The sequence below is a fragment of the Halalkalicoccus subterraneus genome (assembly GCF_003697815.1).
Taxonomy (GTDB): domain Archaea; phylum Halobacteriota; class Halobacteria; order Halobacteriales; family Halalkalicoccaceae; genus Halalkalicoccus; species Halalkalicoccus subterraneus.
The window spans coordinates 1-19,594 of the sequence record NZ_RDQG01000033.1 but is presented as its reverse complement, the minus strand read 5'-3'; the positions used below and the strand labels follow the sequence as shown (position 1 = coordinate 19,594).

The following is a 19,594-nucleotide window of genomic DNA, read 5'->3' as shown; positions in this document are numbered from 1 at the left end:
TCATCGCAGCCGGAGGAACTGCCGGTCGTCGGCGCGCTCTGCGCTCGCCGGGTAGACCACGACGAAGTCGCCGTCGACGAGCGTCGAGATGCTTTTCGGTAGCGTCTGTAGCTGGGGGTGCCAGCCGACCGTCCCCCGTCGCGCGCTCATACAGACCACCAGATCATCGGCCGAGACGTCGTCGCGAAGCAGTTCGAGCAGCGCCTTCCAGTCCGCGACGTCCTCGAACCCCGCGCCGACGGACGACCCGACCGACTCGAACGCCCGCCTCGCCTCGGCGGCGTCCCAGCCGACCGCCACCGCACGGACGCGCGCGCCGGCGCCGTCCGTCAGCGCTCCGATCGCGCCGAGCGCCCCATCGAACCCGACGTTGTGGTCGATCTCCGGTGGGAGCAGCACGACGACCTCGCGGGTCGCGTTGAGCGGGCCGCGAATCCGCGAGACGAGGACGAGCTGCGTGGTCCGCCCGAGCACCTGGTCGATCACGTCGCCGACCACCCGCTGGCGTCGCGAGCGGGCGCCGTCCCAGCCGATGACGAACGTCGTGATCCGGTTTTCGACGCCCGCGTTGACGATCCCCGACGCGACGTTGTAGTTGAGCCGGGTCCGGGTGTCGACGGCCGCCTCGGCTCCGGCGGCGTACTCGACGACCTCGTCGAGCACCGACTCGGCCCGAGCGACCCGTAGATCGGCGTCCTCGCCGGGCTCGATCACCGTCAACGCCCTAATCGGCTCGCGGGAACGCGGTTCGCGAATCGAGAGCGCGAGGTCGACCAGCTCCTCGCGGTGTTCCGTTTTCGGCGAGAGGGGAACCAACACCCGCTGGTGACTCGCCGCGTCGGCGACGTCCCGATCGGCGACGAGTGCGATCCGCTTTCCGGCCCGCTCGACGACGGCGGGGCTGATCACGCTGGCCGCGAGGATCATCAGGACGACGGCGTTGACCATCTCCCGATCGAAGCCGTCGATTCCCACCTCGAAGCCGATCAGGACGATCGCCAGCGCGGCGGCGGCCTGCCCCAGCGAGAGGCCGAACATCCCTTCGACCTGCACGTCGCTGTAGCCGTAGAGACGGCCGGTCAGCCACGCCGCGAGGTACTTCGTGACCAGTACGCTCACGACGAGGACGCCTGCGATCAGGAGTGTACGGGGACCCGCGGCGATCGCGCGGACGTCGACGAGCATCCCGACCGAGAGCAGGAAGAAGGGGATGAACAGCGCGTTGCCGACGAACTCGATGCGGTTCATCAGCGCACCGTGGTCGGGGATCAGTCGGTTGAGGACCAATCCCGCCAGAAAGGCCCCGACGATGGGCTCGATCCCCACGACCTCGGCCGCGTACGCGCAGACGAACAGGATACTCATGACGAAGAGGAACTCGAAGTAGCTCTCCTCGTCGACCGTGCGGAAGAACCACGCGCCCAGGCGAGGGACGAGGACCCAGATTCCAGCGAAAAACAGCGCGAGTCCGAGAACGAGTCGTACCCAGAACGCCGCGTCGAGCGTCCCCTGTGCCCCGGCCACGACCACCGCGAGCACGAGCAGGGCGAGCGTATCGGTGAGGATCGTCCCGCCGATGGTCACGGTCATCGCCTCGTCGGTGACGATTCCCAGCCGGTTTGCCACCGGGTAGGCGAGCAGGGTGTGGGAGGCGAAAATCGAGGCGAACAGCGACGCCGCCGGGATCGAGAGGCCGAGGACGAACACGCCCGCAACCGTCCCGACGGCCTGCGGAACCAGAAACGAGAGCAGGCCGAAGACGACGCTCCGATCGGCGTTCTCGAAGAACTGGTTCAGGTCGATCTCGAGGCCCGCGACGAACATGAGATAGATCAGCCCGACCTCCCCCAGCAGGACGATCGTCTCGCCGCGATCGAGGATCCCGAGTGCGTTCGGGCCGATGAGCGCCCCGACGAGGATGACTCCGACGATCCCGGGCAGGCGATAGCGTTGGAAGCAAAGCGGCGCGACGAGGAAGACGATCATCGCCAGCGCGAAGACGAGGACCGGGTCGGACACCGGGAGTTCGAAGGCCGAATGCGCGTTCATCGCACGGGCTCGTGCGTCGCTCGTCGCTCACCGGCCGTCGCCCGTCCGTCGTCCATCGCCTCCATCGGGGATACCCCCACTGAGTTCGGCCAGCCGCATAAAAGCGGCCGGTCGGTTCGATGGTCGGCGACGGGTTCATGACCCGTCCGTCCTCCCTACCGACATGGACAAACGATCGCTCGTCGCCAGCCTCCTCCTCCTCGCGCTCGGGTTCGTCGGCGTCGTCCACACGGTCGCCGACTTCGCCTACGGCACCGGCCTCTCGGGGATCGGGATTCCGCTGGTTGGGGTCGCGCTGGTCGGGCTCGTCGTCGTGAACCGGTGATCCTCGGTTCTGGACCGCCGTGTCGGCTTGATGGATCTCAGAGTACGGCAGCCAAAACCACTGTGAGGAGGACGACCCCGCTACTGACGAACGAACCGTAGTACATGACTGGTCCCGGCTCGAATCCGTCGGCAGCCGGGTTCAGCGCGTAGTAGCCGTTTTCGAGCACCAACCCCACACCACCAACGAGTAATCCGACCATCACGAACGCCATCACCGTGTCGAGGTCGGCCAGTCGGAACCCCACCACCGCAAGCGCCGTCAAACTGACGCCACCGACCACCTGCGAGAGACGGAACCGACCCGTTCCATTCATATCGAATATGAATATACGTGTGACAGAACTATTTTGGCCGTCGTTTACTCGCGCTTCGCGCCGGGGTTCGTCACCGCGCCGTTGGCCGCCGAGCCGAAGGCCGCGCCGTATTTGGCGAGTACGCCGGTCGTGTACTGGGGCTCCGCGCGCTCCCAGCCCTCGCGGCGATCCGCGAGTTCACCGTCGCTCAGGTCCACGGACAGTGTTCGCTCGGGGATGTCGACAGTGATCGTATCGCCCTCCTCGATCAGCCCGATGGGGCCGCCGTCGGCGGCTTCGGGGGCGACGTGGCCGATCATCGGGCCGCGGGTCGCACCCGAGAACCGACCGTCAGTGAGGAGCGCCACGTCGTCCTCGTGACCCTGACCGACCACGGCGGCGGTGACTCCGAGCATCTCGCGCATGCCCGGTCCGCCACGCGGACCCTCGTTTCTGATGACGAGCACGTCGCCCGAGGAGATGTGGCCCTCTTGTACGTATTTCATCGCTTCTTCCTCGTTCTCGAACACCCTCGCGGGCCCCTCGTGGTGGAAGGCGTCGTCGCCGGTCACCTTCAGTACCGCGCCCTCCGGGGCGAGATTGCCGGTCAAGATCTTGATCGCGCCCTCGTCCTGGTAGGGCTCCTCCGTGGTGTAGATGAAGTCGGCGTCGACCTCGCCGTCGGCGGGGATCTCGCCCGCTTCTTCGAGATGGTCGATCTCCTCGGCGATCGTGCGCCCGGTGACGGTCATCGCGTCGCCGTGGACGTAGCCCGCCTCGAGCAGCCGGCGCATCACGACGGGAACGCCGCCCTGCTCCCAGAGGTCCTTCATGACGCGGGTGCCGCCGGGCTGGAGGTTCGCGATCTTGGGCGTTCTCCTGGAGATCTCGTCGAATTCCTCGATGTCGAGGTCGATACCGGCCTCGGCGGCCATCGCCAGCAGGTGGAGCACGGCGTTGGTCGAGCCGCCCATCGCGACTTGGACGGCGATGGCGTTCTCGAAGCTCTCCTTCGAGAGAATCGTCGAGGGGGTGCGGTCCTCCTCGACGCATTCGAGCGCGAGTTCCCCCGCCCGGCGGGAGATCTCGTATCGCTCGTCGGTCTCGGCCGGCGCACTCGCGGATCCGAGCGGCGCGAGCCCGACCGCCTCGGAGATCGAAGCCATCGTATTGGCGGTGAACATCCCGCCACACGAGCCAGCGCCGGGACAGGCCTCGTGTTCCATCTCCACCAGCTCGTCCTCGCTCATCTCGCCGGAGCTCACGGCGCCGACGCCCTCGAAGACGTTTTGGACCGTTATCTCCCGCCCGTCGTGCTCGCCGGGCATGATCGAGCCGCCGTAGAGGAACACCGATGGGAGGTCCGTGCGGATCGCGGCCATCATCATCCCGGGCAGGTTCTTATCGCAGCCCGCGACCGTCACCAGCGCGTCCATCTTCTCGCCGAACGCCACGAGCTCGACCGAATCGGCGATGACCTCCCGGCTGATCAGCGAGGCCTTCATCCCCTCGTGGCCCATCGAGATGGCATCGGAGATGGTGATGGTTCCGAACTCGATGGGCATCCCCTCGGCGTCGTCGACGCCCTCGATCGCGGCCTCTGCCACGTCGTCGAGGTGGACGTTACATGGCGTGATGTCCGCCGCCGGGTTGGCGACCCCGACCATCGGCGAGGAGAGGTCTCGGTCGTCGTAGCCCATCGCGCGGAACATCGCGCGGTGGGGCGCGCGCTCGGGCCCCTCGGTCACCTCGCGGCTCGGTAGGTCCTCGCGCTTTTCCCCCGTCTCTCGACGTCGCTCCTGTTGCGGCGTGTTACTCATATTCAATCGGCGGATTCGGAGGGATTAATAGCTGCCGGTGGCGGGCGTTTCCGGCGACCGACTCTCCGAGCATCACCCGGGTCTACGCGCGCTCGATCACGCCCGCTTCCCACGGTAACGGGCTCGGACTCGGTCACGCGGATTTCGTCCATCAGGGGCTCGTCGCGGATCTCGAATTCGTGGACATGTACGTCGACATCGTCACCAGCGCCGAGCCCACTCGGGCGTGCGTCCCCATCGCCGTTCCCGACGAGCTACCGGTTTCCGAACCCGTCGGACACGTACTGGAGGGGCGGGAGGACGCCTCCGTCGGCGAACTCGAACCGCTCGATTTCGACGGGGAAACGCCCTCGCCGGTTCGGTGAGCTTACCGGGACGGCAAGTTCTTTTATCGTGGTCCTCGGACCCGAACGTATGCCAACGCTCGACAGTTCGTTCACCGGCGTCCTGTGCCCGATCGTCACTCCACTTGCCGACGGCGAGGTCGACGAGGAGGCGCTCACCTCGCTCACGGAGTTCATTCTCGACGGCGGCGTCGACGGGCTGTTTCCCTGTGGCACCACCGGCGAGTTCGCGAGTCTCGCGCCCGAACAGCGCAGTCAGGTGATCAGCACCGTCGTCGAGGCCTCGGGCGACGCACCCGTGATCGCCGGCGCGGCCGGCACGAGCGTGCCCGAGACGCTCGCGCGCATCGAGGAAGCCGAGGCCGCGGGCGCGGACGCAGCCGCGATCGTCGGGCCGTACTTCCACACCGCGAACGACCGCGAGGGCACCCAACGGTTCTTCGAGGCGGTCGCCGACGAGAGCGCCCTGCCGCTGTTCCTCTATAATATCCCGATGTACGTCGGCGACGCCATCGACGCCGAAACGGTGGGTGCGCTCGCAGAACACGACTCGATCCGGGGCATGAAGGACACCAGCGGCGATCTGTCCTATTTCCTCTCGGTGGACCGCCAGACCCACGAGGAGTTCGTGTTGATGCAGGGGTTCGACACCCTGCTGGTGCCCGCGCTGCGGATGGGGTCGAACGGCGGCGTCCACGCGCTCGGCAACGTGATCCCCGAGGTCTTCGCCGAACTGCTCGACACCGCAGACGACGAGCGGGGAGCCGAACTCCAGTCCGAGGCGATCGCGCCGCTGTTCGAGCTCTGCGTGGAGTACGGCTTCGCCCCGGCGACGAAGACGGCGCTGGTCCACCGCGATGTGATCCCCTCCGAGGAAGTGAAACCGCCGCTGGTTGAACTCGACGAGGACGCGAAAGCGGAGATCGGCGAGGCGGTCGACCGCGCGCTCGAGATCTGATCGGTTAGGTCAGCGCGAACAGTTCGAGGGAAGCGACCGTGGTCCCCGTGACCGACATGACGACGTTCACCGCCGAGACGGTCTCGAAGGGGCCAGATAATGTATTTCATATGATACCTGGGCCGGTAGCGCCTCGACTCACGCGTTTGGCCGCGGGCGACCGTCCCGTCACTCCATCGCCCCAGCAATTATGTAGGGCATGGTCGATGTAGCTGGTATGTACGAGACGATTCTCGTTCCGGTCGACGGAAGCGAGCAGGCCGACCGGGCGGTCGACCACTCCATCGAGATCGCCCGGCAGTTCGGAAGCACCGTCCACGCGCTCTCCGTGCTCGACGATCGGAGCACGGGACGCATGTCACAGGCGATCAACGAACTCTCACATGATGCCCCCGAGCGCCAGGAGATGGAGCAGCGCCGCGAGGAGGCGGGCAGCGAACTCACCGACGTGGTCGTCGAGCGCGCCCGGGAGGCGGGATTGGACGCCGAGGGCGTCGTCAGAAGCGGCGACCCGGCCGAGGTGATCACCGATTACGCGCGCGAGGAATCGATGGATCTGATCGTGATGGGCGCACGCGGGCGCAGCGCGGTCGGGAAGTTCCTGCTCGGCGACGTCGCGGGCAAGGTCGCGCGCCACGCCACGACGCCGGTGATGCTCGTCAGGCCCGACGAGTAGCTCGCTTGCCACCGCCGAAACGCCCATTCCTCGGAACCGCCAACGGGAGACGATGGCAGTTCGGGTCACGACCGCCGGCCGACTTCACTTCGGCTTCCGGAACCTCTCGCTCGCCCACGAACGCCTCTACGGCAGTTTGGGGTTAGCTCTGGAAACGCCGCGGCTGGTCGTCGACTGCGAGCGCGCCGAGGGAGTTCGGACGGGCCACCCCGACGCCGAGCGCTACGCGCGCCGGGCAGTCGAGGTCCTCGACGTGCCGGGTGCGCGCGTCTCGGTCCGCGAGACGTTGCCGCGCCACGCGGGTCTGGGCAGCGGCACGCAGTTCTCGCTCGCCGTGCTCTCGGGGATCGCCCGCGCGTACGGCCGCGAGCCGCGACTCGAAGAGCGAGCCCCGCGACTCGGGCGGGGCGGGCGAAGCGGCGTCGGGATCGCGACCTTCCGGGAGGGTGGGTTCGTCTGCGACGGCGGTCATCCGACGACCCGATTCACCGCCGAGCGCCCCGAAGACGGTTCCTGGCGCGTCCCACCTGTGATCGCGCGCCACCCGATCCCCGATGGATGGCGCTTCCTCCTCGTAATCCCCGACGTCGAACCCGGGAAAAGCGGCGAACAGGAGGACGACGACATGCGCGCGGTCGTCGAGCGTGCGAGCCCGGGGATCGCCGACGAGATCACGGCTATCAGTGCCCGTCGGGTCTTGCCGGCGCTCGTCGAGGGTGATCTCGCAACGTTCGGGGCGGGTATCGCCGAGATCGGCCGACTCAACGGTGCGTGGTACGCAGATGCACAGGGTGGGGTATACCGCCCGCCGGTCGGCGATATCGTCCGCGAACTCGAGGCCTGCCGGGCGATCGAGGGGGCCGGGCAGTCCTCGTGGGGTCCCGTCGTCTACGGGATCACCGACCGGGAGCGGGCCGATAGGGCCCGAAAATCGGGACGGAATGCGCTCGCGGCGGCGGACGTCGACGGATCGGTTCTCGTGGCGAGCGGGCGAAACACCGGTGCGTCGGTCGACCACACGGGCTAACCCGACGTCTCGAAATCGAGGGACGTGACACAGCGACATCCGTCCGGAAAACAGTGCTTCAGCCCACGAGGGAACCGAGATCCAAGCGCTCGTCGTCATCGACCGGTTCCGGATACGAGATCTCCCCGTCGAGCGGCCGTGAATCGCGCTCTTCAGGGCTGCTTGCTGTAGTCTTCGTCCCCTTCGTGTTCCTCCTCGCCGTGCTCCTCTAGGTCCTGTTGACTGTCGAACGTCTCGTCGCAGATCGTACAGCGAAACTCGTCGTCCTCCTCCACCTCCTCGGCCTCCCTCGGCTCTCCCAGATCGTCGCCCTGGTCTATCTCGTCGCCTTTAGTGTGTTCATCTCCCATGGGATATACTCCCATTATTACCGGTTAATAATGAAGCTTGTGTATGATGTCGAACTGACAATCGAAACGGCGATACGGCCGTTCGGTGCGGTCGGGAAGCGAGGTTCAAGTGGGTTCGTCCATTACGGTCGCCCCATGCAGTTCTGTCCCGAGTGCGGTTCGATGATGAAAGCCGAGGGCGATCACTGGACCTGCGGGTCGTGTGACGAGACGGTCGTGCGGGACCGCGAGGCCGAATCCGAGTTCGTCTCGACGGAGGCCCAGAGCGGCGACGAACTGATCGAAACCGAAGAGGGCGCGGAGTTCGAGGGCAAACCCACGGCGAAGGACGTGACCTGCGAGGAGTGTGGTCACGGCGAGGCGTGGTACACGATCAAGCAGACCGGTGCGGCCGACGAGCCGCCGACGAGGTTCTTCAAGTGCAAGGAGTGTGGCTATCGCTGGCGCGAGTACAACTGAACCGACCAAGCGAGGTCCGACCGTCTCAGTCGTCGTAGACCGGCAGATACAGCAGGGTCCCACAGCCGAGACACTCGAACCCCATGTTCCCGATCGCGCCCCGCTCGACGTTTGCCGCGATCGTCGTTCCGCAGTCCGCACAGACGTACGTCGTTTCACCACCCCCCTCGAAGAAGGACTCCATTCCCGGTTTCCCGACGAGGATCGCGATCTCGGGATCGTTCCGGTCGATCTCGATGCCCAGATCCTCGATCGGCGTGAGCGCATACGTGGGCATACGTGAACATTGGACCGCAAATAAGATAGGCACGTTGATAACTGAAATGCATATCTGTTCTGATTCAGGTCTGAAACGCTCTGCAGATCACGTACGTGTCTCAACGACATCGATCACTGTCAGATCGAAATCAGGGACTCGAATCGCGTTCGGACGGTGCCGTCTCGGGACTGTCATCATTTACTCTCTATCGAGACAATCTTCGCGGATAACAGGAGGTTTTAGACGTGGGCCGTGTTGGGGTCACGCATGGACGACGAGTTGCACAATCGAACCGTCAATCAGGACGTTCGGGAGCTGGGCGCGCTCGTGGGCGATACGATCCGCGCGCAGGCCTCCCGGAACGACTTCGAAACCGTCGAAACGCTCAGAACCGCCTCGATCGCCTACCGCGGCGGCGAGGCCGCATCGAGACAGGGAGTCCACCAGATCCTCGACCGGCTCCGACCCGACCGCGAAAGCATCGTCGCACGGGGCTTTACCACCTACTTCGAGCTGATCAACCTCGCCGAGGAGCGCGAGCGGGTCCGCGCGATTCGCCAGGCATCCCAGGAGCGCGCGCTCGACGACAGCCTCGATGTCGCCGCGGAGGCGCTTTCCGACGTCGACGAGCGGACGGCAAAGCGCGTCCTCGAGGACGTGTTGATCGAACCGACCTTCACGGCCCACCCGACCGAAGCCCGTCGGAAGACGGTCAAATCCAAGCTCCGGAGCGTCGCGGTCGACCTCGAGACCCTCGACGAACGTGCACTGACCGACAAGGAACACGACCACGTCAAGCGGAACATCGAAAGCGAGGTCGTCAGCCTCTGGCAGACCCCACAGGTCAGGAACCGCCGGCCCGAACCGACCGACGAGGCGATCAACGTCCAGTGGTACCTCGAAAACACGCTGTTCGACGTCGTCGGCGAGGTCTACGACGAGTTCGAGGAGGCACTCGAGGAGGCCGGCCACGACATCGACGTGCCCAAACTCTTCGAGTTCCGCTCGTGGGCCGGCTCCGACCGGGACGGCAACCCCTACGTTACCCCCGAAGTGACCGCCGAGACCTTGGAACGCCAGCGGACGGTCGTCCTCGAGCGCTACCGCGACGCGCTCAAGCGACTCTCGGGCGTTCTGAGCCAGGACGGGGGCCGGATCGACGTCGGCCCCGAGTTCGAGAAGTCGCTGTCGGCCGACCGCGAGCGCCTGCCCGAGGTCGCCCGGGGTACCGAGGACCGCTATCCCCGCGAGCCCTACCGTCAGAAGCTCAAGCTGATGCGTGAGCGGCTCAACCGGATCGACGACGTCCGCCCCGGCGGCTACGAGGACGTCGCCGGGTTCCGTGCCGACCTGGACGTGCTCGCGGAAAGTGCCCGACGAAACGGCGCGGACAGCGTCGTCTCCGCCCACGTCGATCCCCTCCGACGGCAGGTCGACACCTTCGGCTTCTCGCTTGCGAGCCTCGACCTGCGCGACCACCAGGCGAACCACACCGAGGCCGTCGCCGAGGCCCTCGCCCTCGAGGAGATCGACTACCGTGCGCTCTCGGAGGACGAACGCGTCGAGACGCTCACCGAGGCCGTCCTCCAGGACGAGTCGGTGATCGACCCCGAGACGCTCTATCGTGACGAGGAGGCCGACCTCTCGGAGACCGCCCGGACGGTACTGGAGCTGTTCGCCCGGCTTTCCGACTGGCAGACCGAGTACGGCGACGACGCGATCGATACCTACGCCATCTCGATGACCGAGGAGCCGAGCCACGTGCTGGAAGTGCTCTTCCTCGCCGAGCAGGCCGGCGTCATCGCCCTGCCCGACCACTCGGGGATCGACATCGTCCCCCTGCTCGAGACCGAGTACGCGCTGTCGGGCGCCCGGCGGATCATGGGTACCCTGTTCGAAAACGAGGCCTACAGCCGGGCGCTGGCCGCGCGGGGCGACACCCAGGAGATCATGCTCGGCTACTCGGATTCGAACAAGGAGAACGGCTTTCTGGCCGCCAACTGGTCGCTGTACAACAACCAGCGCCGCCTCGCCGAGATCACCGACGACTTCGACGTCACGATGCGGCTCTTTCACGGCCGCGGCGGGTCGATCTCACGGGGTGGCGGCCCGATGAACCGGGCGCTGCTTGCGCTGCCAAACGAATCGGTTTCGGGACAGGTGAAGTTCACCGAGCAGGGCGAGTCGATCGCCGAGAAGTACGCCAATCCCCGGATCGCCGAGCGCAACATCGAGCAGATGGTCAACGCGCAAGTCCTGGCACGAAAGCGCGCCCTCGAGGAGCCCGAAGAGGAGGTCCCCGAGGAGTGGAGCGAGGCGATGGGGACGATGGCCGACGCCGCCCGCGAGGAGTACCGTGACCTCCTCGAAAGCGACGGGTTCGTCAGCTACTTCGAGCAGGCCACGCCCATCACCGTGATCGAGGAGCTCAACCTCGGATCCAGGCCGGCTTCCAGAAGCGGGGAGCGATCCGTCGAGGACCTCCGGGCGATCCCGTGGGTGTTCTCTTGGACTCAGTCGCGCTGCATCATCCCCGGGTGGTACGCGCTCGCCTCGGGCATCGACGCCTACCTCGATTCCGGTGGCGACGTCGAAACCCTCCGGGAGATGTACGCCGAGTGGCCATTCTTCAGGACGACGCTCGATAACGCCGCGCTGGCGCTCGCGCGCACCGAGCCCGAGATCGCCGCCGAGTACGCCGGCCTCGCCGAGTCCTCGCTGCGTGAAACGTTCTTCCCGCGGCTCATCGACGAGTACGAGCGCGCCGCCGACCTCGTGACCGAGATCGCGGGTCGCGACGCGCTGGTCCGGCGCGACTGGCTCGAAGAGAGTCTCAAACGCCGCAACCCCTACGTCGACCCGCTGAACCTGCTGCAGACACATCTATTGGGTCAGACGCACCGTACCGACGCCGAGGAGCGAACGCTGCGGCTCACGGTCAAAGGGATCGCGGCCGGGATGAAGAACACGGGCTAGTACGTCCGTCCGAGCCGTCGATCCACGGCTCTTACCCGTCGAACGTTGTCGTGTGTACCGATCCGCCGTTCGGATCTTGACTGTTAGCCGTTCAACACCCCTTCCCGCTCGCCGGTACGAAAACCGGCCGCTTACTGAATGGAAATGTGGCGCCGTCGGCGATCGTCCGACGGCGGTATCAGAGACACGGGTAGTGCCGAGCCGGGCAACCCGGCACCACCTCGACACTGACACGATGTCAGCAATCATTCATACACCTCACAGATATATAATACTTATGACTATTTGTCATGTCTTTACCGTACATCGTTTCACTCGCTTTCGGTTGTGGAGTCGGGACGGTCACCGTTCGGTTCGACGGACGGCCGTTCAACGAACCGGCTATCGTGGACGATTCCCTCGCCCACTGGAGTACCCTCGGGCGGTCCGCTGGGTTGGGTCACCCGGATTTATACCGTCGTCGTCCCGAGTACCGACATGGAGTTGTCGGAGCAGTCGGTCGTCGTGATCGGAAGCGGGTTTGGCGGGCTCTCGACCGCGTGCTACCTGGCTGACGCCGGTGCCGACGTGCAGGTCGTCGAGAAGAACGAACAGCTCGGCGGGCGCGCCTCACGGCTCGAAGCTGAGGGCTTTCGCTTCGACATGGGGCCGTCGTGGTACCTGATGCCCGACGTCTTCGAGCGCTTCTTTGCCGATTTCGGGCGCGAGGTCGATGAGTACTACGCCACCGAACAGCTCGATCCCCATTATCGGATCTTCTTCAAGGACGGGGACGAGGTCGACGTCTCGCCGGACATCGAGGAAACAAAGAAGGTCTTCGAGAGCTACGAATCGGGTGCGGGCGAGGCCCTGGAGCGATACCTCGAAACGAGCGAACTGAACTACGAGGTCGGCATGGAGCATTTCGTCTACGAGGACCGACCTCGATTCAGGGATTGGGCCGACTGGAACGTGGCGAAGAACGCCCGCGGGCTCTCGCTGATCGGCTCGATGCAGGATCACGTCGAGGACTACTTCGAGCACCCGAAGCTCCAGCAGATCATGCAGTACACCCTCGTCTTTCTGGGGGGCTCGCCCAACAACACGCCCGCGCTCTACAACCTGATGAGTCACGTCGACTTCAACCTCGGCGTCCACTACCCCGAAGGCGGGCTCGGCGGCGTCGTCGACGGGATCAGCGAACTCGGCACGGAGTTGGGGGTCACCTATTACACCGACCAGCCGGTCGAGGCGATCGAAGGGCGGGCGGGCGGGTTCAAGGTCGAAGCGCGCGACACTTTCCTCCCGGACCTCGTCGTTTCGGACGCCGACTACGCCCACACCGAACTCGACCTCCTGCCGCCGGAAAAGCGCGGGTATAGCGAGGAGTACTGGGAGTCCCGAACCTACGCGCCCTCCGCGTTCCTGCTCTATCTCGGTGTCGAGGGCGACGTAGCGGAGCTGGCTCATCACACGCTCGTCCTTCCGACCGACTGGGAGGAACACTTCGAAGAGATCTTCGACGAGCCGGAATGGCCCGACGATCCCGCCTACTACCTCTGTGTCCCCTCGAAGACCGACGACTCGGTCGCTCCCGAGGGACACTCGAACCTCTTCGCGCTCGTGCCCGTCGCACCGGGTCTGGACGACCGGCCCGTGATCCGCGAGAGCTATCGAAACCTCGTTCTCGACGACATCGCGGAGAACACCGGCGTTGACCTCCGAGACCGGATCGTCTTCGAGGAGACGTTCACGATCGACGATTTCGCCGATCGGTACAACAGCATGCGGGGCACGGCACTGGGGCTCGCCCACACCTTGGAACAGACCGCCGTGTTCCGCCCGCCGCATCGCTCGAAGGAGGTCGACGGGCTCTACTTCACCGGATCGTACACCACGCCCGGGATCGGCGTCCCGATGTGTCTGATCAGCGGCCAGCTCACCGCCGAGGCCGTCGCGGAGGACTACCCGAACCAGTGACCGTCCGCTACCTGCTGGCACTCTCCCGGCCCCGCTTCTGGCTCTATCTGGCCGGCCCCGTCCTGGTGGGAGCGGTCTTCGGGGCGGACAGGCCCGAGGAGCTGCTCTCGGCGTCCCTCCTCGCGCTGTTCGTTTACTTCCTCGTGCCCGCGAACGTGTTTCTCTACGGGATCAACGACGTCTACGACCGCGAGATCGATCGGGAAAACCCGAAAAAGGAGGATCGCGAGGCGCGCTTCGAGGGCCAGCGAGCCGTCCCGATCGCCGTCACCGTCTGTGCGGTCGTCCCGCTTACCTTCTTCCCGCTGCTTCCCGCCGGCGCGTGGCCGTGGCTCGCCGCGTTCTTGCTCCTCGGGGCGGCCTACAGCGCCCCGCCCGCGCGGTTCAAGACGACGCCCCTGCTCGATTCCGTCTCGAACGGGCTGTACTTCACGCCGGGCGCGGCCGCGTACGTCGCGCTCGCCGGAAGCCAGCCACCCGTCCTCGCCATCGCCGGCGGCTGGCTCTGGACGATGGGGATGCACACCTTCAGCGCGATTCCCGACATCGAGCCCGACCGCGCGGCGGGAATCGAAACGACGGCGACCCTGCTTGGCGAGTCACGCACCTACGCCTACTGCGTGGCGTGCTGGACGCTCGCGGCGCTCTGTTTCGGCGCGTTCGACGCGCGGCTGGGCGCGCTCTTCCTCGTCTATCCGGTTTTCACCCTCGCGGTCGCGCTCACCGACCTCGACGTGTCGAGAGCCTACTGGTGGTTCCCCGCGCTCAACACGGTCGTCGGTGCGCTGTTCACGGTGGGCGGGCTGTGGCTGTTGGTTTCCCCGTAGCCGCCTATACGTATCCGAGTTCCGCGAGGTGCTGGCGGGTCGACGCGCTCACCTCGTGGCCCTCCCCGCGGTCGACGACGATCCCCGCGTCCAAGAGCGCCCCGAACGCCCGCTCGACTTCCCCCGCTGGATCGCCGTGTTCGACGCGCTCGCTCGTCCGGACGTCCTCGACGTGGACCGTCGCCTCGTCGTCGCCCCACGTCACGTACTTGTACGTCTCCCCGTCCTCGCGCCGGTAGACGGCCCTGACGACGTCGGCAAACCGCTCGGTGTCGCCACAGAAGCGCGCGGCCCGTTCGGTGTTTTTCAGCTTGTCCTCGACGTTCGACCCCGAGGCGACGACCGGGCCCTCGGGGACGAACTCGTCGCCCCGCCAGGAGTCCTCGAGGGCCGCCTCGACGACGGACGGGAACCGCGCCAGCGTCGCCAACTCCTCGACGACTCCGCCGTCGGTCTGTCCGGGGTACGAGACGAGCAGCGGGACGTGAAGCAGGTGCTCGTGGAGCCCGGCGACGTGTCCGACGGTCCGCACGCCGGGCCGGACGCGACTGGGTTCGCCGAATCCCTCGCCGTGGTCGCTCGTGACGACCACCAGCGTCTCCTCGAACTCCCCGCGGCGTTTCAGCGCTCGGACGAGCCTGCCGACGGCGGCGTCGGCCTGCCGGATCGCCCCGTCGTAGAGGTCCTCGAAGGAGGCCCACTCGTCGGTCGAAACCCGGTCGCCGTGGACCATCCACGGGTGAGGTGAGAGCTCGCTCTGTCTTCGCTGGAGCTCCGTCCCGCCCCACAGGTCGTGCTCCGGTTTCGGACAGTACGGGTGGTGGGCGTCCATCAGGTTCAAACACGCGGCCCACGGCCCGTCGTTTTCGGTCCACTCGAGCAGCGCGTCGACGTACTCGCCGGCCGCCGGGTCGCGAAGCCGGTCGAGCCGCGGAGAGGTGAACCGACGCTGAAGCTTGGTGACCGCCCCGTTCGCGAGGGAATGTGCCGGCCGGTCGCTCTCCAGGCAGAACCGGAGGTAGGCCGGATACTGGCGCGGGTCGCCGACGTAGGCGTCGTCTGTCGCCTCGTGGAACTGCTTGACGTCACGACCGTCGGCGAACGGGCCGTCGCTGCCCCGTTCGACGTGTTCGAAGGCCTCACGAAGCGATCCCTCGCTGACGAGGTTGGTGTTGTACGAGAACACTCCCGTCCGGTACTCACGCTCCTCACACAGTCGCTCCCAGACGGTGACGCCGGGCTCGATCCCGTGCAGGATCGAGTCGTGGGCGCCGTGTTCCTCGACCGCGAGCCCGGTGAAGACGCTCGTGTGGCTCGGCAGGCTGGTCATTCCCGGTGCGCGCGCGGCGGTATACATCGTCGATTCCGCGGCGAACGACTCCAGAAACGGCGTCGTTTCCCGCCCGTAGCCGTGAAGGCTCGTGTTTCTCGCGCGGACGCTGTCCAGCACGACGAGGAGCACGTTGGGTGGCATGCCGATCGGTATTGGCCGCGTCGTAATGAATCGAGCGGAGGTGAGGCGGGACCGGCAACCTATATCGGTCCGGGCGTCGAACGTGAGTCGAATCCGCTCCACATGCCCCTCTCGAGATACTCCCTCCGGCACGTTCGAAAGGCGATCCGCGATCCGACGCTTCTCCGGTACGAGTGTCGCCGTCGAGGGATCGACCTCAACCGGGCGATCCACGCGCGCCTCCCGCGCCGGCGCGCAACCGACGTCATGGCCGAGGACTGGGACCTGCTCGTGATCCTCGACGGCTGTCGGTACGACACGTTCGCGGGGCAAACCACGCTTTCGGGTACGCTCGAATCGCGCCAGTCGGTCGCGAGCCACAGCGAGGAGTTCCTCTCCGAGACGTTTTCCGGCGAGCGGTATCACGATACGGTCTACGTGACGGCCAACCCGTTCGCTCCGATGCTGCCCGAGGACACCTTCCACGCGACGGTATCGCTGCTCGATGCCTGGGACGGCGACCTCCAGACGGTCCACCCCCGCGAGGTGACCGCGGCGGCGATCGAGGCCGCCGATCGGTTCCCCGAAAAGCGCCTGCTCGTCCACTACATGCAGCCCCACTACCCCTTCATCGGCGAGTTCGGCCGCACGCTCCCCCACCGGGGCCACGCGAGCGGCGCGCCCGACGACGGGCTCTCGGGGGCGAACGTCTGGGAGCGCCTGCGCGACGGCGACGAGGAGCTCTCCGTCGGGGCGGTCCGGCGAGCCTACGAGGAGAACCTCGAGGTCGTACTCCCGTTCGTCGCGGAGTGCCGAACCGAGATCACGGGTAGAAGCGTCGTCACCGCCGACCACGGTAACCTCATCGGCGACCGGATGTGGCCGGTTCCGGTCCGAGGGTTCGGCCACGATCGTGGGCTTCGCTCCCGGGGACTGGTCAGGGTCCCGTGGCTGATCGAGGAGGGGGCCACGCGTCGCCCGATCCGGGCCGACAGACCCGTCACGGACGAGGGACTCGACGACGACACCGTGCGCGAGCGCCTCAAGAGCTTTGGCTATCTCTGAGACAGTCCTTGCGGGTTCGACCGGGAAACGAACGGGGCTAAGTGCCCGCCGTCCAAACGCTCGGTAATGACGACGGGTGGTCGGACGCGTGGGTGAGGCCGCCGTCGAGAGGCCGACCCGCGGGCGGATCGAATCGACGCTCGAACGCATCGTCGAGGACAACCGCTTCACCATCGCCGTCACCTTCCCCGTGGTCGGTGTGGTCATGCTGATCGCCGGCAGACAGGGTGTCCTTCCCGCCGAACTCGCGATGAACCCCTACCTGCTGATCGGCGCGAACCTCGTGATGGTCTCGCCGCTGGTCGCCGGTCTCGTTCCCCTGCTCGACCGGCGGGCCACCGGCGGGGTCGCGGCGCTCGCGCTGTTCACCTGGGGGATCGAACTCGCGGGCGTCCTCACTGGGCTGCCCTACGGCGAGTTCTCCTACGGGATCGAACTCGGACCGATGCTCGCCGGGCTCGTCCCGCTCGGCCTGCCCGTCTTCTACTTTCCCATCCTGCTGAACAGCTACCTGCTCGCCTCGCTCTTCTTGGGGGAGACCACCGTCGGCCGCCGGTTCGTCCTCACCCTCGGGACCGTACTCACGCTCGATCTGCTCCTCGATCCCGGCGCGGTCGCGCTCGGTTTCTGGGCGTGGGATTCGCCCGGCGCGTACTACGGCGTGCCGGCCATCAACTACGCCGGCTGGCTGCTGAGCGGCTCGGTCGCGACCGCGATCCTGCAGGTCTCGTTCGATCACGAGGCGGTGCTGGCGCGACTGGAGACGTGCGGGTTCTTCCTAGATGACCTAGTGAGCTTCCTGCTCCTGTGGGGGCTGATCAACGCGTACTTCGGCAATTGGGTTCCGGTCGCCGTCGCTGCGTCGCTCGGGGGCGTCCTCCTCACGAGCGATTGGTTCGACTTCGACGTGCTCTGAGCGCCACCGGGTGCGGACTACCGGGTGGGGAGACTGTCGTGTCGGCGCTCGGTCCGCGGGACCGTCGGGCCCGGTACCGCACTCGCCCGATAGAAGACCGCCTCGGGGTCCGTGCTCCACTGCCAGTGCCAGCGCACGCGGGCGACGAGCCGGAGTTTCTTGGCCGTGCTCAGTTCGGGTTCGTTCGTCAGGACGTCGTACTCGCAGGCCCGGATCAGCCGGTGGTGCTCCGCGTACAGCACCGCGGCGAGCAATACGGGGAACTGGCAGTCCTCGGGGAGATACTTGATGCCCGTGACCCCCTTGCGGTAGAGCGACTCCGCACGCGTGAGCTCGGTTCGGACCGCGCGCTCGACGTTCCCGTCCATCTCGAAGCGCTCGATCTGGTCGTTCGTGACGTCGTACTCCCGAAGCGTCGATTGGGGTAGGTAGATCCGGTCGCGCTCGATCACGTCCTCGCGGACGTCCCGGACGAAGTTCGTCAGCTGGAACGCCTCCCCGAGTGCCGTCGCGTGCGGCAGGGCGTCCTCGGGGTTATCAGGGTCCATCACGGCGGTCATCATCCGCCCGACGGCCGCCGCGGAGCCGTTCATGTACGCCTCTAACTCCGCGTACGTCTCGTACCGGCGTTTCCCGATGTCGGTCTCCATCGCGTCGAGGAAGGCCTCAATGTCGTCGTCAATGATGTCGTGGCGCTCCCTGATCGCCTGGAACGCCTCGAGAACGGGCCCCTCAGGGTCGGCCCGTCCGAGCGCCTGCTCGCGCAGCGAGTCGAGTCGGCGGCGCTGTTCTTCCGGGGGTGTCCCGTCGGTGTCGTCGACGACCTCGTCGGCGACGCGAAAGAACGCATACAGGACGTACGTCGCCTCCCGGACGCGACCCGGCAACAGCCGGGTCGCGTAGTAGAAGGTCCGACCGGTCCGTCGATGGATCGCCTTACTCTGCGCGATGTGATCTCTCTCTACCATTTCGGGCTCGATCCCTGTGCTCGGCTAGGGAGGCCCGATTATTAGTTGTTTGTGCGGGATACCGCCGAGCCGACCCGCGATCAGTCGTCGCTCTCGGCTTCGGCGCTCTCCCCGTCCTCCTCCGCGGTCTGGAGGGTGTCTCGTTCCTCGGCGAACCCTTCGGATCCCTCGATACGCGCGCGCGCCTCGGGGTCGAACGTCGTCTCGACGTCCTGATAGCGGCTCACCTGCGAGAGTTCGTGGTGGGACTCGGTCGGGTGGCCGATGTAGCGATCCTCCAGGTCGAACTGGGCCTGTTCGTCGTTTTCGGCGATGTTCTGGAAGTCCTCATAGGCCGCGTGGGCGCCCGAGTGCAGCCCGTACAGCGTGATGAAGATGTACTTGTAGCCCAGATCACCAAGCTCCTCGAACGTCAGCGGGTCGTCCTGCTCGGACCACGCGAACGAGGAGGAGTAGTTGAACGCGAGATCCAGATCGGGGTGGGTCTCGTGGATCGTCTCGGCGTAGTTGACCGCGTCCTCCCGGCTCGGGTCGGGCATCTCGGGCCAGACCAGGTCGACCCCGCAGTCGGCGTAGAGCCGCCCGCGTTCGAGGTGTTCCTCCCAGTCGCCGTTGGAGCTGCCGTAGGCGTCGGTGCGGGCGATGATCACGGTGTCTTCCGACTGCTTGGCGTCGACGGCCGCCGAGAAGCGCGCTTCGGCCTGCTCGCGCGAGACGATCTCCTTGCCCGCGATGTGCCCACAGCGCTTGGGCGTGGTCTGGTCCTCGATGTGGATCGCCGCGACGCCGGCCTTCTCGTACTCGCGGACCGCGCGCCGGACGTTGTGGACGCCGCCGTAGCCGGTGTCGCAGTCGGCGACGATCGGGA

Annotated in this window: 19 protein-coding genes; 11 read left to right on the top strand and 8 right to left on the bottom strand. The window is 66.4% G+C overall.

Going from position 1 to position 19,594, the window contains the following annotated elements:
* Positions 1-2,049, bottom strand: coding sequence for a cation:proton antiporter (locus EAO80_RS08860; RefSeq protein WP_122089558.1), 2,049 nt, complete (start codon positions 2,047-2,049; stop codon positions 1-3).
* 163 nt (positions 2,050-2,212) lie between these two features.
* Between EAO80_RS08860 and EAO80_RS19640 the strand changes: the two genes are divergently transcribed.
* Entirely contained in the window at positions 2,213-2,374 is a 162-nt protein-coding gene (locus EAO80_RS19640; RefSeq protein ID WP_162993936.1) for a hypothetical protein, read from the top strand.
* Between the two features lie 37 nt (positions 2,375-2,411).
* Here the strand turns inward: EAO80_RS19640 and EAO80_RS08855 are convergent, their stop codons facing one another.
* Together EAO80_RS08855 and ilvD are read right to left on the bottom strand one after the other, a co-directional pair.
* Positions 2,412-2,690, bottom strand: coding sequence for a hypothetical protein (locus tag EAO80_RS08855; RefSeq protein ID WP_122089557.1), 279 nt, complete (start codon positions 2,688-2,690; stop codon positions 2,412-2,414).
* 44 nt (positions 2,691-2,734) lie between these two features.
* On the bottom strand, positions 2,735-4,489 hold the full coding sequence (ilvD, locus tag EAO80_RS08850) for a dihydroxy-acid dehydratase (protein WP_122089556.1): 1,755 nt from the start codon (positions 4,487-4,489) through the stop codon (positions 2,735-2,737).
* Positions 4,490-4,674: 185 nt separating this feature from the next.
* On the opposite strand from ilvD, the gene EAO80_RS20295 reads away from it, so the two are divergent.
* The 4 genes from EAO80_RS20295 (at position 4,675) to EAO80_RS08830 (ending at position 7,494) form a co-directional block, all read left to right on the top strand.
* Complete coding sequence (locus tag EAO80_RS20295; protein WP_245998541.1) at positions 4,675-4,854, top strand: hypothetical protein; 180 nt, start codon at positions 4,675-4,677, stop codon at positions 4,852-4,854.
* A 49-nt stretch (positions 4,855-4,903) separates the two neighbouring features.
* Complete coding sequence (locus EAO80_RS08840) at positions 4,904-5,791, top strand: dihydrodipicolinate synthase family protein (RefSeq protein WP_122089555.1); 888 nt, start codon at positions 4,904-4,906, stop codon at positions 5,789-5,791.
* Positions 5,792-6,008: 217 nt separating this feature from the next.
* Positions 6,009-6,467 carry a universal stress protein gene (locus tag EAO80_RS08835; RefSeq protein WP_122089554.1) on the top strand — a complete coding sequence of 153 codons (459 nt, stop codon included), beginning with the start codon at positions 6,009-6,011 and terminating at the stop codon, positions 6,465-6,467.
* A gap of 52 nt (positions 6,468-6,519) precedes the next feature.
* Positions 6,520-7,494, top strand: a complete 975-nt coding sequence (locus tag EAO80_RS08830; protein WP_122089553.1) for a beta-ribofuranosylaminobenzene 5'-phosphate synthase family protein — start codon at positions 6,520-6,522, stop codon at positions 7,492-7,494.
* Positions 7,495-7,646: 152 nt separating this feature from the next.
* Here EAO80_RS08830 and EAO80_RS08825 read toward each other — a convergent pair whose 3' ends face one another.
* Complete coding sequence (locus EAO80_RS08825; RefSeq protein WP_122089552.1) at positions 7,647-7,844, bottom strand: C2H2-type zinc finger protein; 198 nt, start codon at positions 7,842-7,844, stop codon at positions 7,647-7,649.
* Positions 7,845-7,979: 135 nt separating this feature from the next.
* Between EAO80_RS08825 and EAO80_RS08820 the strand changes: the two genes are divergently transcribed.
* Positions 7,980-8,303: a transcription factor S gene (locus tag EAO80_RS08820; protein ID WP_122089580.1), complete on the top strand. Its 324-nt coding sequence runs from the start codon at positions 7,980-7,982 to the stop codon at positions 8,301-8,303.
* Between the two features lie 25 nt (positions 8,304-8,328).
* Here EAO80_RS08820 and EAO80_RS08815 read toward each other — a convergent pair whose 3' ends face one another.
* Positions 8,329-8,580: a hypothetical protein gene (locus tag EAO80_RS08815; protein WP_122089551.1), complete on the bottom strand. Its 252-nt coding sequence runs from the start codon at positions 8,578-8,580 to the stop codon at positions 8,329-8,331.
* 249 nt (positions 8,581-8,829) lie between these two features.
* Here EAO80_RS08815 and ppc point away from each other — a divergent pair, with 249 nt between their 5' ends.
* The 3 genes from ppc to EAO80_RS08800 all read left to right on the top strand — a co-directional run bounded on the left by ppc (position 8,830) and on the right by EAO80_RS08800 (position 14,324).
* A complete protein-coding gene (gene ppc / locus EAO80_RS08810) occupies positions 8,830-11,538 on the top strand; it encodes a phosphoenolpyruvate carboxylase (protein ID WP_122089550.1) in 2,709 nt (902 codons plus the stop codon).
* A gap of 477 nt (positions 11,539-12,015) precedes the next feature.
* A complete protein-coding gene (locus EAO80_RS08805; protein WP_122089549.1) occupies positions 12,016-13,497 on the top strand; it encodes a phytoene desaturase family protein in 1,482 nt (493 codons plus the stop codon).
* Positions 13,494-14,324, top strand: coding sequence for a prenyltransferase (locus tag EAO80_RS08800; protein WP_122089548.1), 831 nt, complete (start codon positions 13,494-13,496; stop codon positions 14,322-14,324). Before EAO80_RS08805 ends, EAO80_RS08800 begins: the two co-directional genes overlap by 4 nt.
* A 4-nt stretch (positions 14,325-14,328) precedes the next feature.
* On the opposite strand, the gene EAO80_RS08795 is transcribed toward EAO80_RS08800, so the two are convergent.
* Complete coding sequence (locus EAO80_RS08795) at positions 14,329-15,798, bottom strand: sulfatase (RefSeq protein ID WP_122089547.1); 1,470 nt, start codon at positions 15,796-15,798, stop codon at positions 14,329-14,331.
* A 102-nt stretch (positions 15,799-15,900) separates the two neighbouring features.
* On the opposite strand from EAO80_RS08795, the gene EAO80_RS08790 reads away from it, so the two are divergent.
* Together EAO80_RS08790 and cruF are read left to right on the top strand one after the other, a co-directional pair.
* Positions 15,901-16,842, top strand: a complete 942-nt coding sequence (locus EAO80_RS08790) for a hypothetical protein (protein ID WP_245998540.1) — start codon at positions 15,901-15,903, stop codon at positions 16,840-16,842.
* A 76-nt stretch (positions 16,843-16,918) separates the two neighbouring features.
* Complete coding sequence (gene cruF, locus EAO80_RS08785) at positions 16,919-17,758, top strand: bisanhydrobacterioruberin hydratase (RefSeq protein WP_245998539.1); 840 nt, start codon at positions 16,919-16,921, stop codon at positions 17,756-17,758.
* Positions 17,759-17,775: 17 nt separating this feature from the next.
* Here the strand turns inward: cruF and EAO80_RS08780 are convergent, their stop codons facing one another.
* Both EAO80_RS08780 and EAO80_RS08775 read right to left on the bottom strand, forming a co-directional pair.
* Entirely contained in the window at positions 17,776-18,726 is a 951-nt protein-coding gene (locus EAO80_RS08780; RefSeq protein WP_122089546.1) for a phytoene/squalene synthase family protein, read from the bottom strand.
* Positions 18,727-18,806: 80 nt separating this feature from the next.
* On the bottom strand, positions 18,807-19,594 hold a 788-nt coding region (locus tag EAO80_RS08775), incomplete at its 5' end, for an isocitrate lyase/PEP mutase family protein (RefSeq protein WP_122089545.1).

Coding starts and splice junctions, on each gene's coding strand:
- EAO80_RS08860 (WP_122089558.1), bottom strand. CDS start 2,049: ATGAACGCGCATTCGGCCTTCGAACTCCCGGTGTCCGACCCGGTCCTC.
- EAO80_RS19640 (WP_162993936.1), top strand. CDS start 2,213: ATGGACAAACGATCGCTCGTCGCCAGCCTCCTCCTCCTCGCGCTCGGG.
- EAO80_RS08855 (WP_122089557.1), bottom strand. CDS start 2,690: ATGAATGGAACGGGTCGGTTCCGTCTCTCGCAGGTGGTCGGTGGCGTC.
- ilvD (WP_122089556.1), bottom strand. CDS start 4,489: ATGAGTAACACGCCGCAACAGGAGCGACGTCGAGAGACGGGGGAAAAG.
- EAO80_RS20295 (WP_245998541.1), top strand. CDS start 4,675: ATGTACGTCGACATCGTCACCAGCGCCGAGCCCACTCGGGCGTGCGTC.
- EAO80_RS08840 (WP_122089555.1), top strand. CDS start 4,904: ATGCCAACGCTCGACAGTTCGTTCACCGGCGTCCTGTGCCCGATCGTC.
- EAO80_RS08835 (WP_122089554.1), top strand. CDS start 6,009: ATGTACGAGACGATTCTCGTTCCGGTCGACGGAAGCGAGCAGGCCGAC.
- EAO80_RS08830 (WP_122089553.1), top strand. CDS start 6,520: ATGGCAGTTCGGGTCACGACCGCCGGCCGACTTCACTTCGGCTTCCGG.
- EAO80_RS08825 (WP_122089552.1), bottom strand. CDS start 7,844: ATGGGAGATGAACACACTAAAGGCGACGAGATAGACCAGGGCGACGAT.
- EAO80_RS08820 (WP_122089580.1), top strand. CDS start 7,980: ATGCAGTTCTGTCCCGAGTGCGGTTCGATGATGAAAGCCGAGGGCGAT.
- EAO80_RS08815 (WP_122089551.1), bottom strand. CDS start 8,580: ATGCCCACGTATGCGCTCACGCCGATCGAGGATCTGGGCATCGAGATC.
- ppc (WP_122089550.1), top strand. CDS start 8,830: ATGGACGACGAGTTGCACAATCGAACCGTCAATCAGGACGTTCGGGAG.
- EAO80_RS08805 (WP_122089549.1), top strand. CDS start 12,016: ATGGAGTTGTCGGAGCAGTCGGTCGTCGTGATCGGAAGCGGGTTTGGC.
- EAO80_RS08795 (WP_122089547.1), bottom strand. CDS start 15,798: ATGCCACCCAACGTGCTCCTCGTCGTGCTGGACAGCGTCCGCGCGAGA.
- EAO80_RS08790 (WP_245998540.1), top strand. CDS start 15,901: ATGCCCCTCTCGAGATACTCCCTCCGGCACGTTCGAAAGGCGATCCGC.
- EAO80_RS08780 (WP_122089546.1), bottom strand. CDS start 18,726: ATGGTAGAGAGAGATCACATCGCGCAGAGTAAGGCGATCCATCGACGG.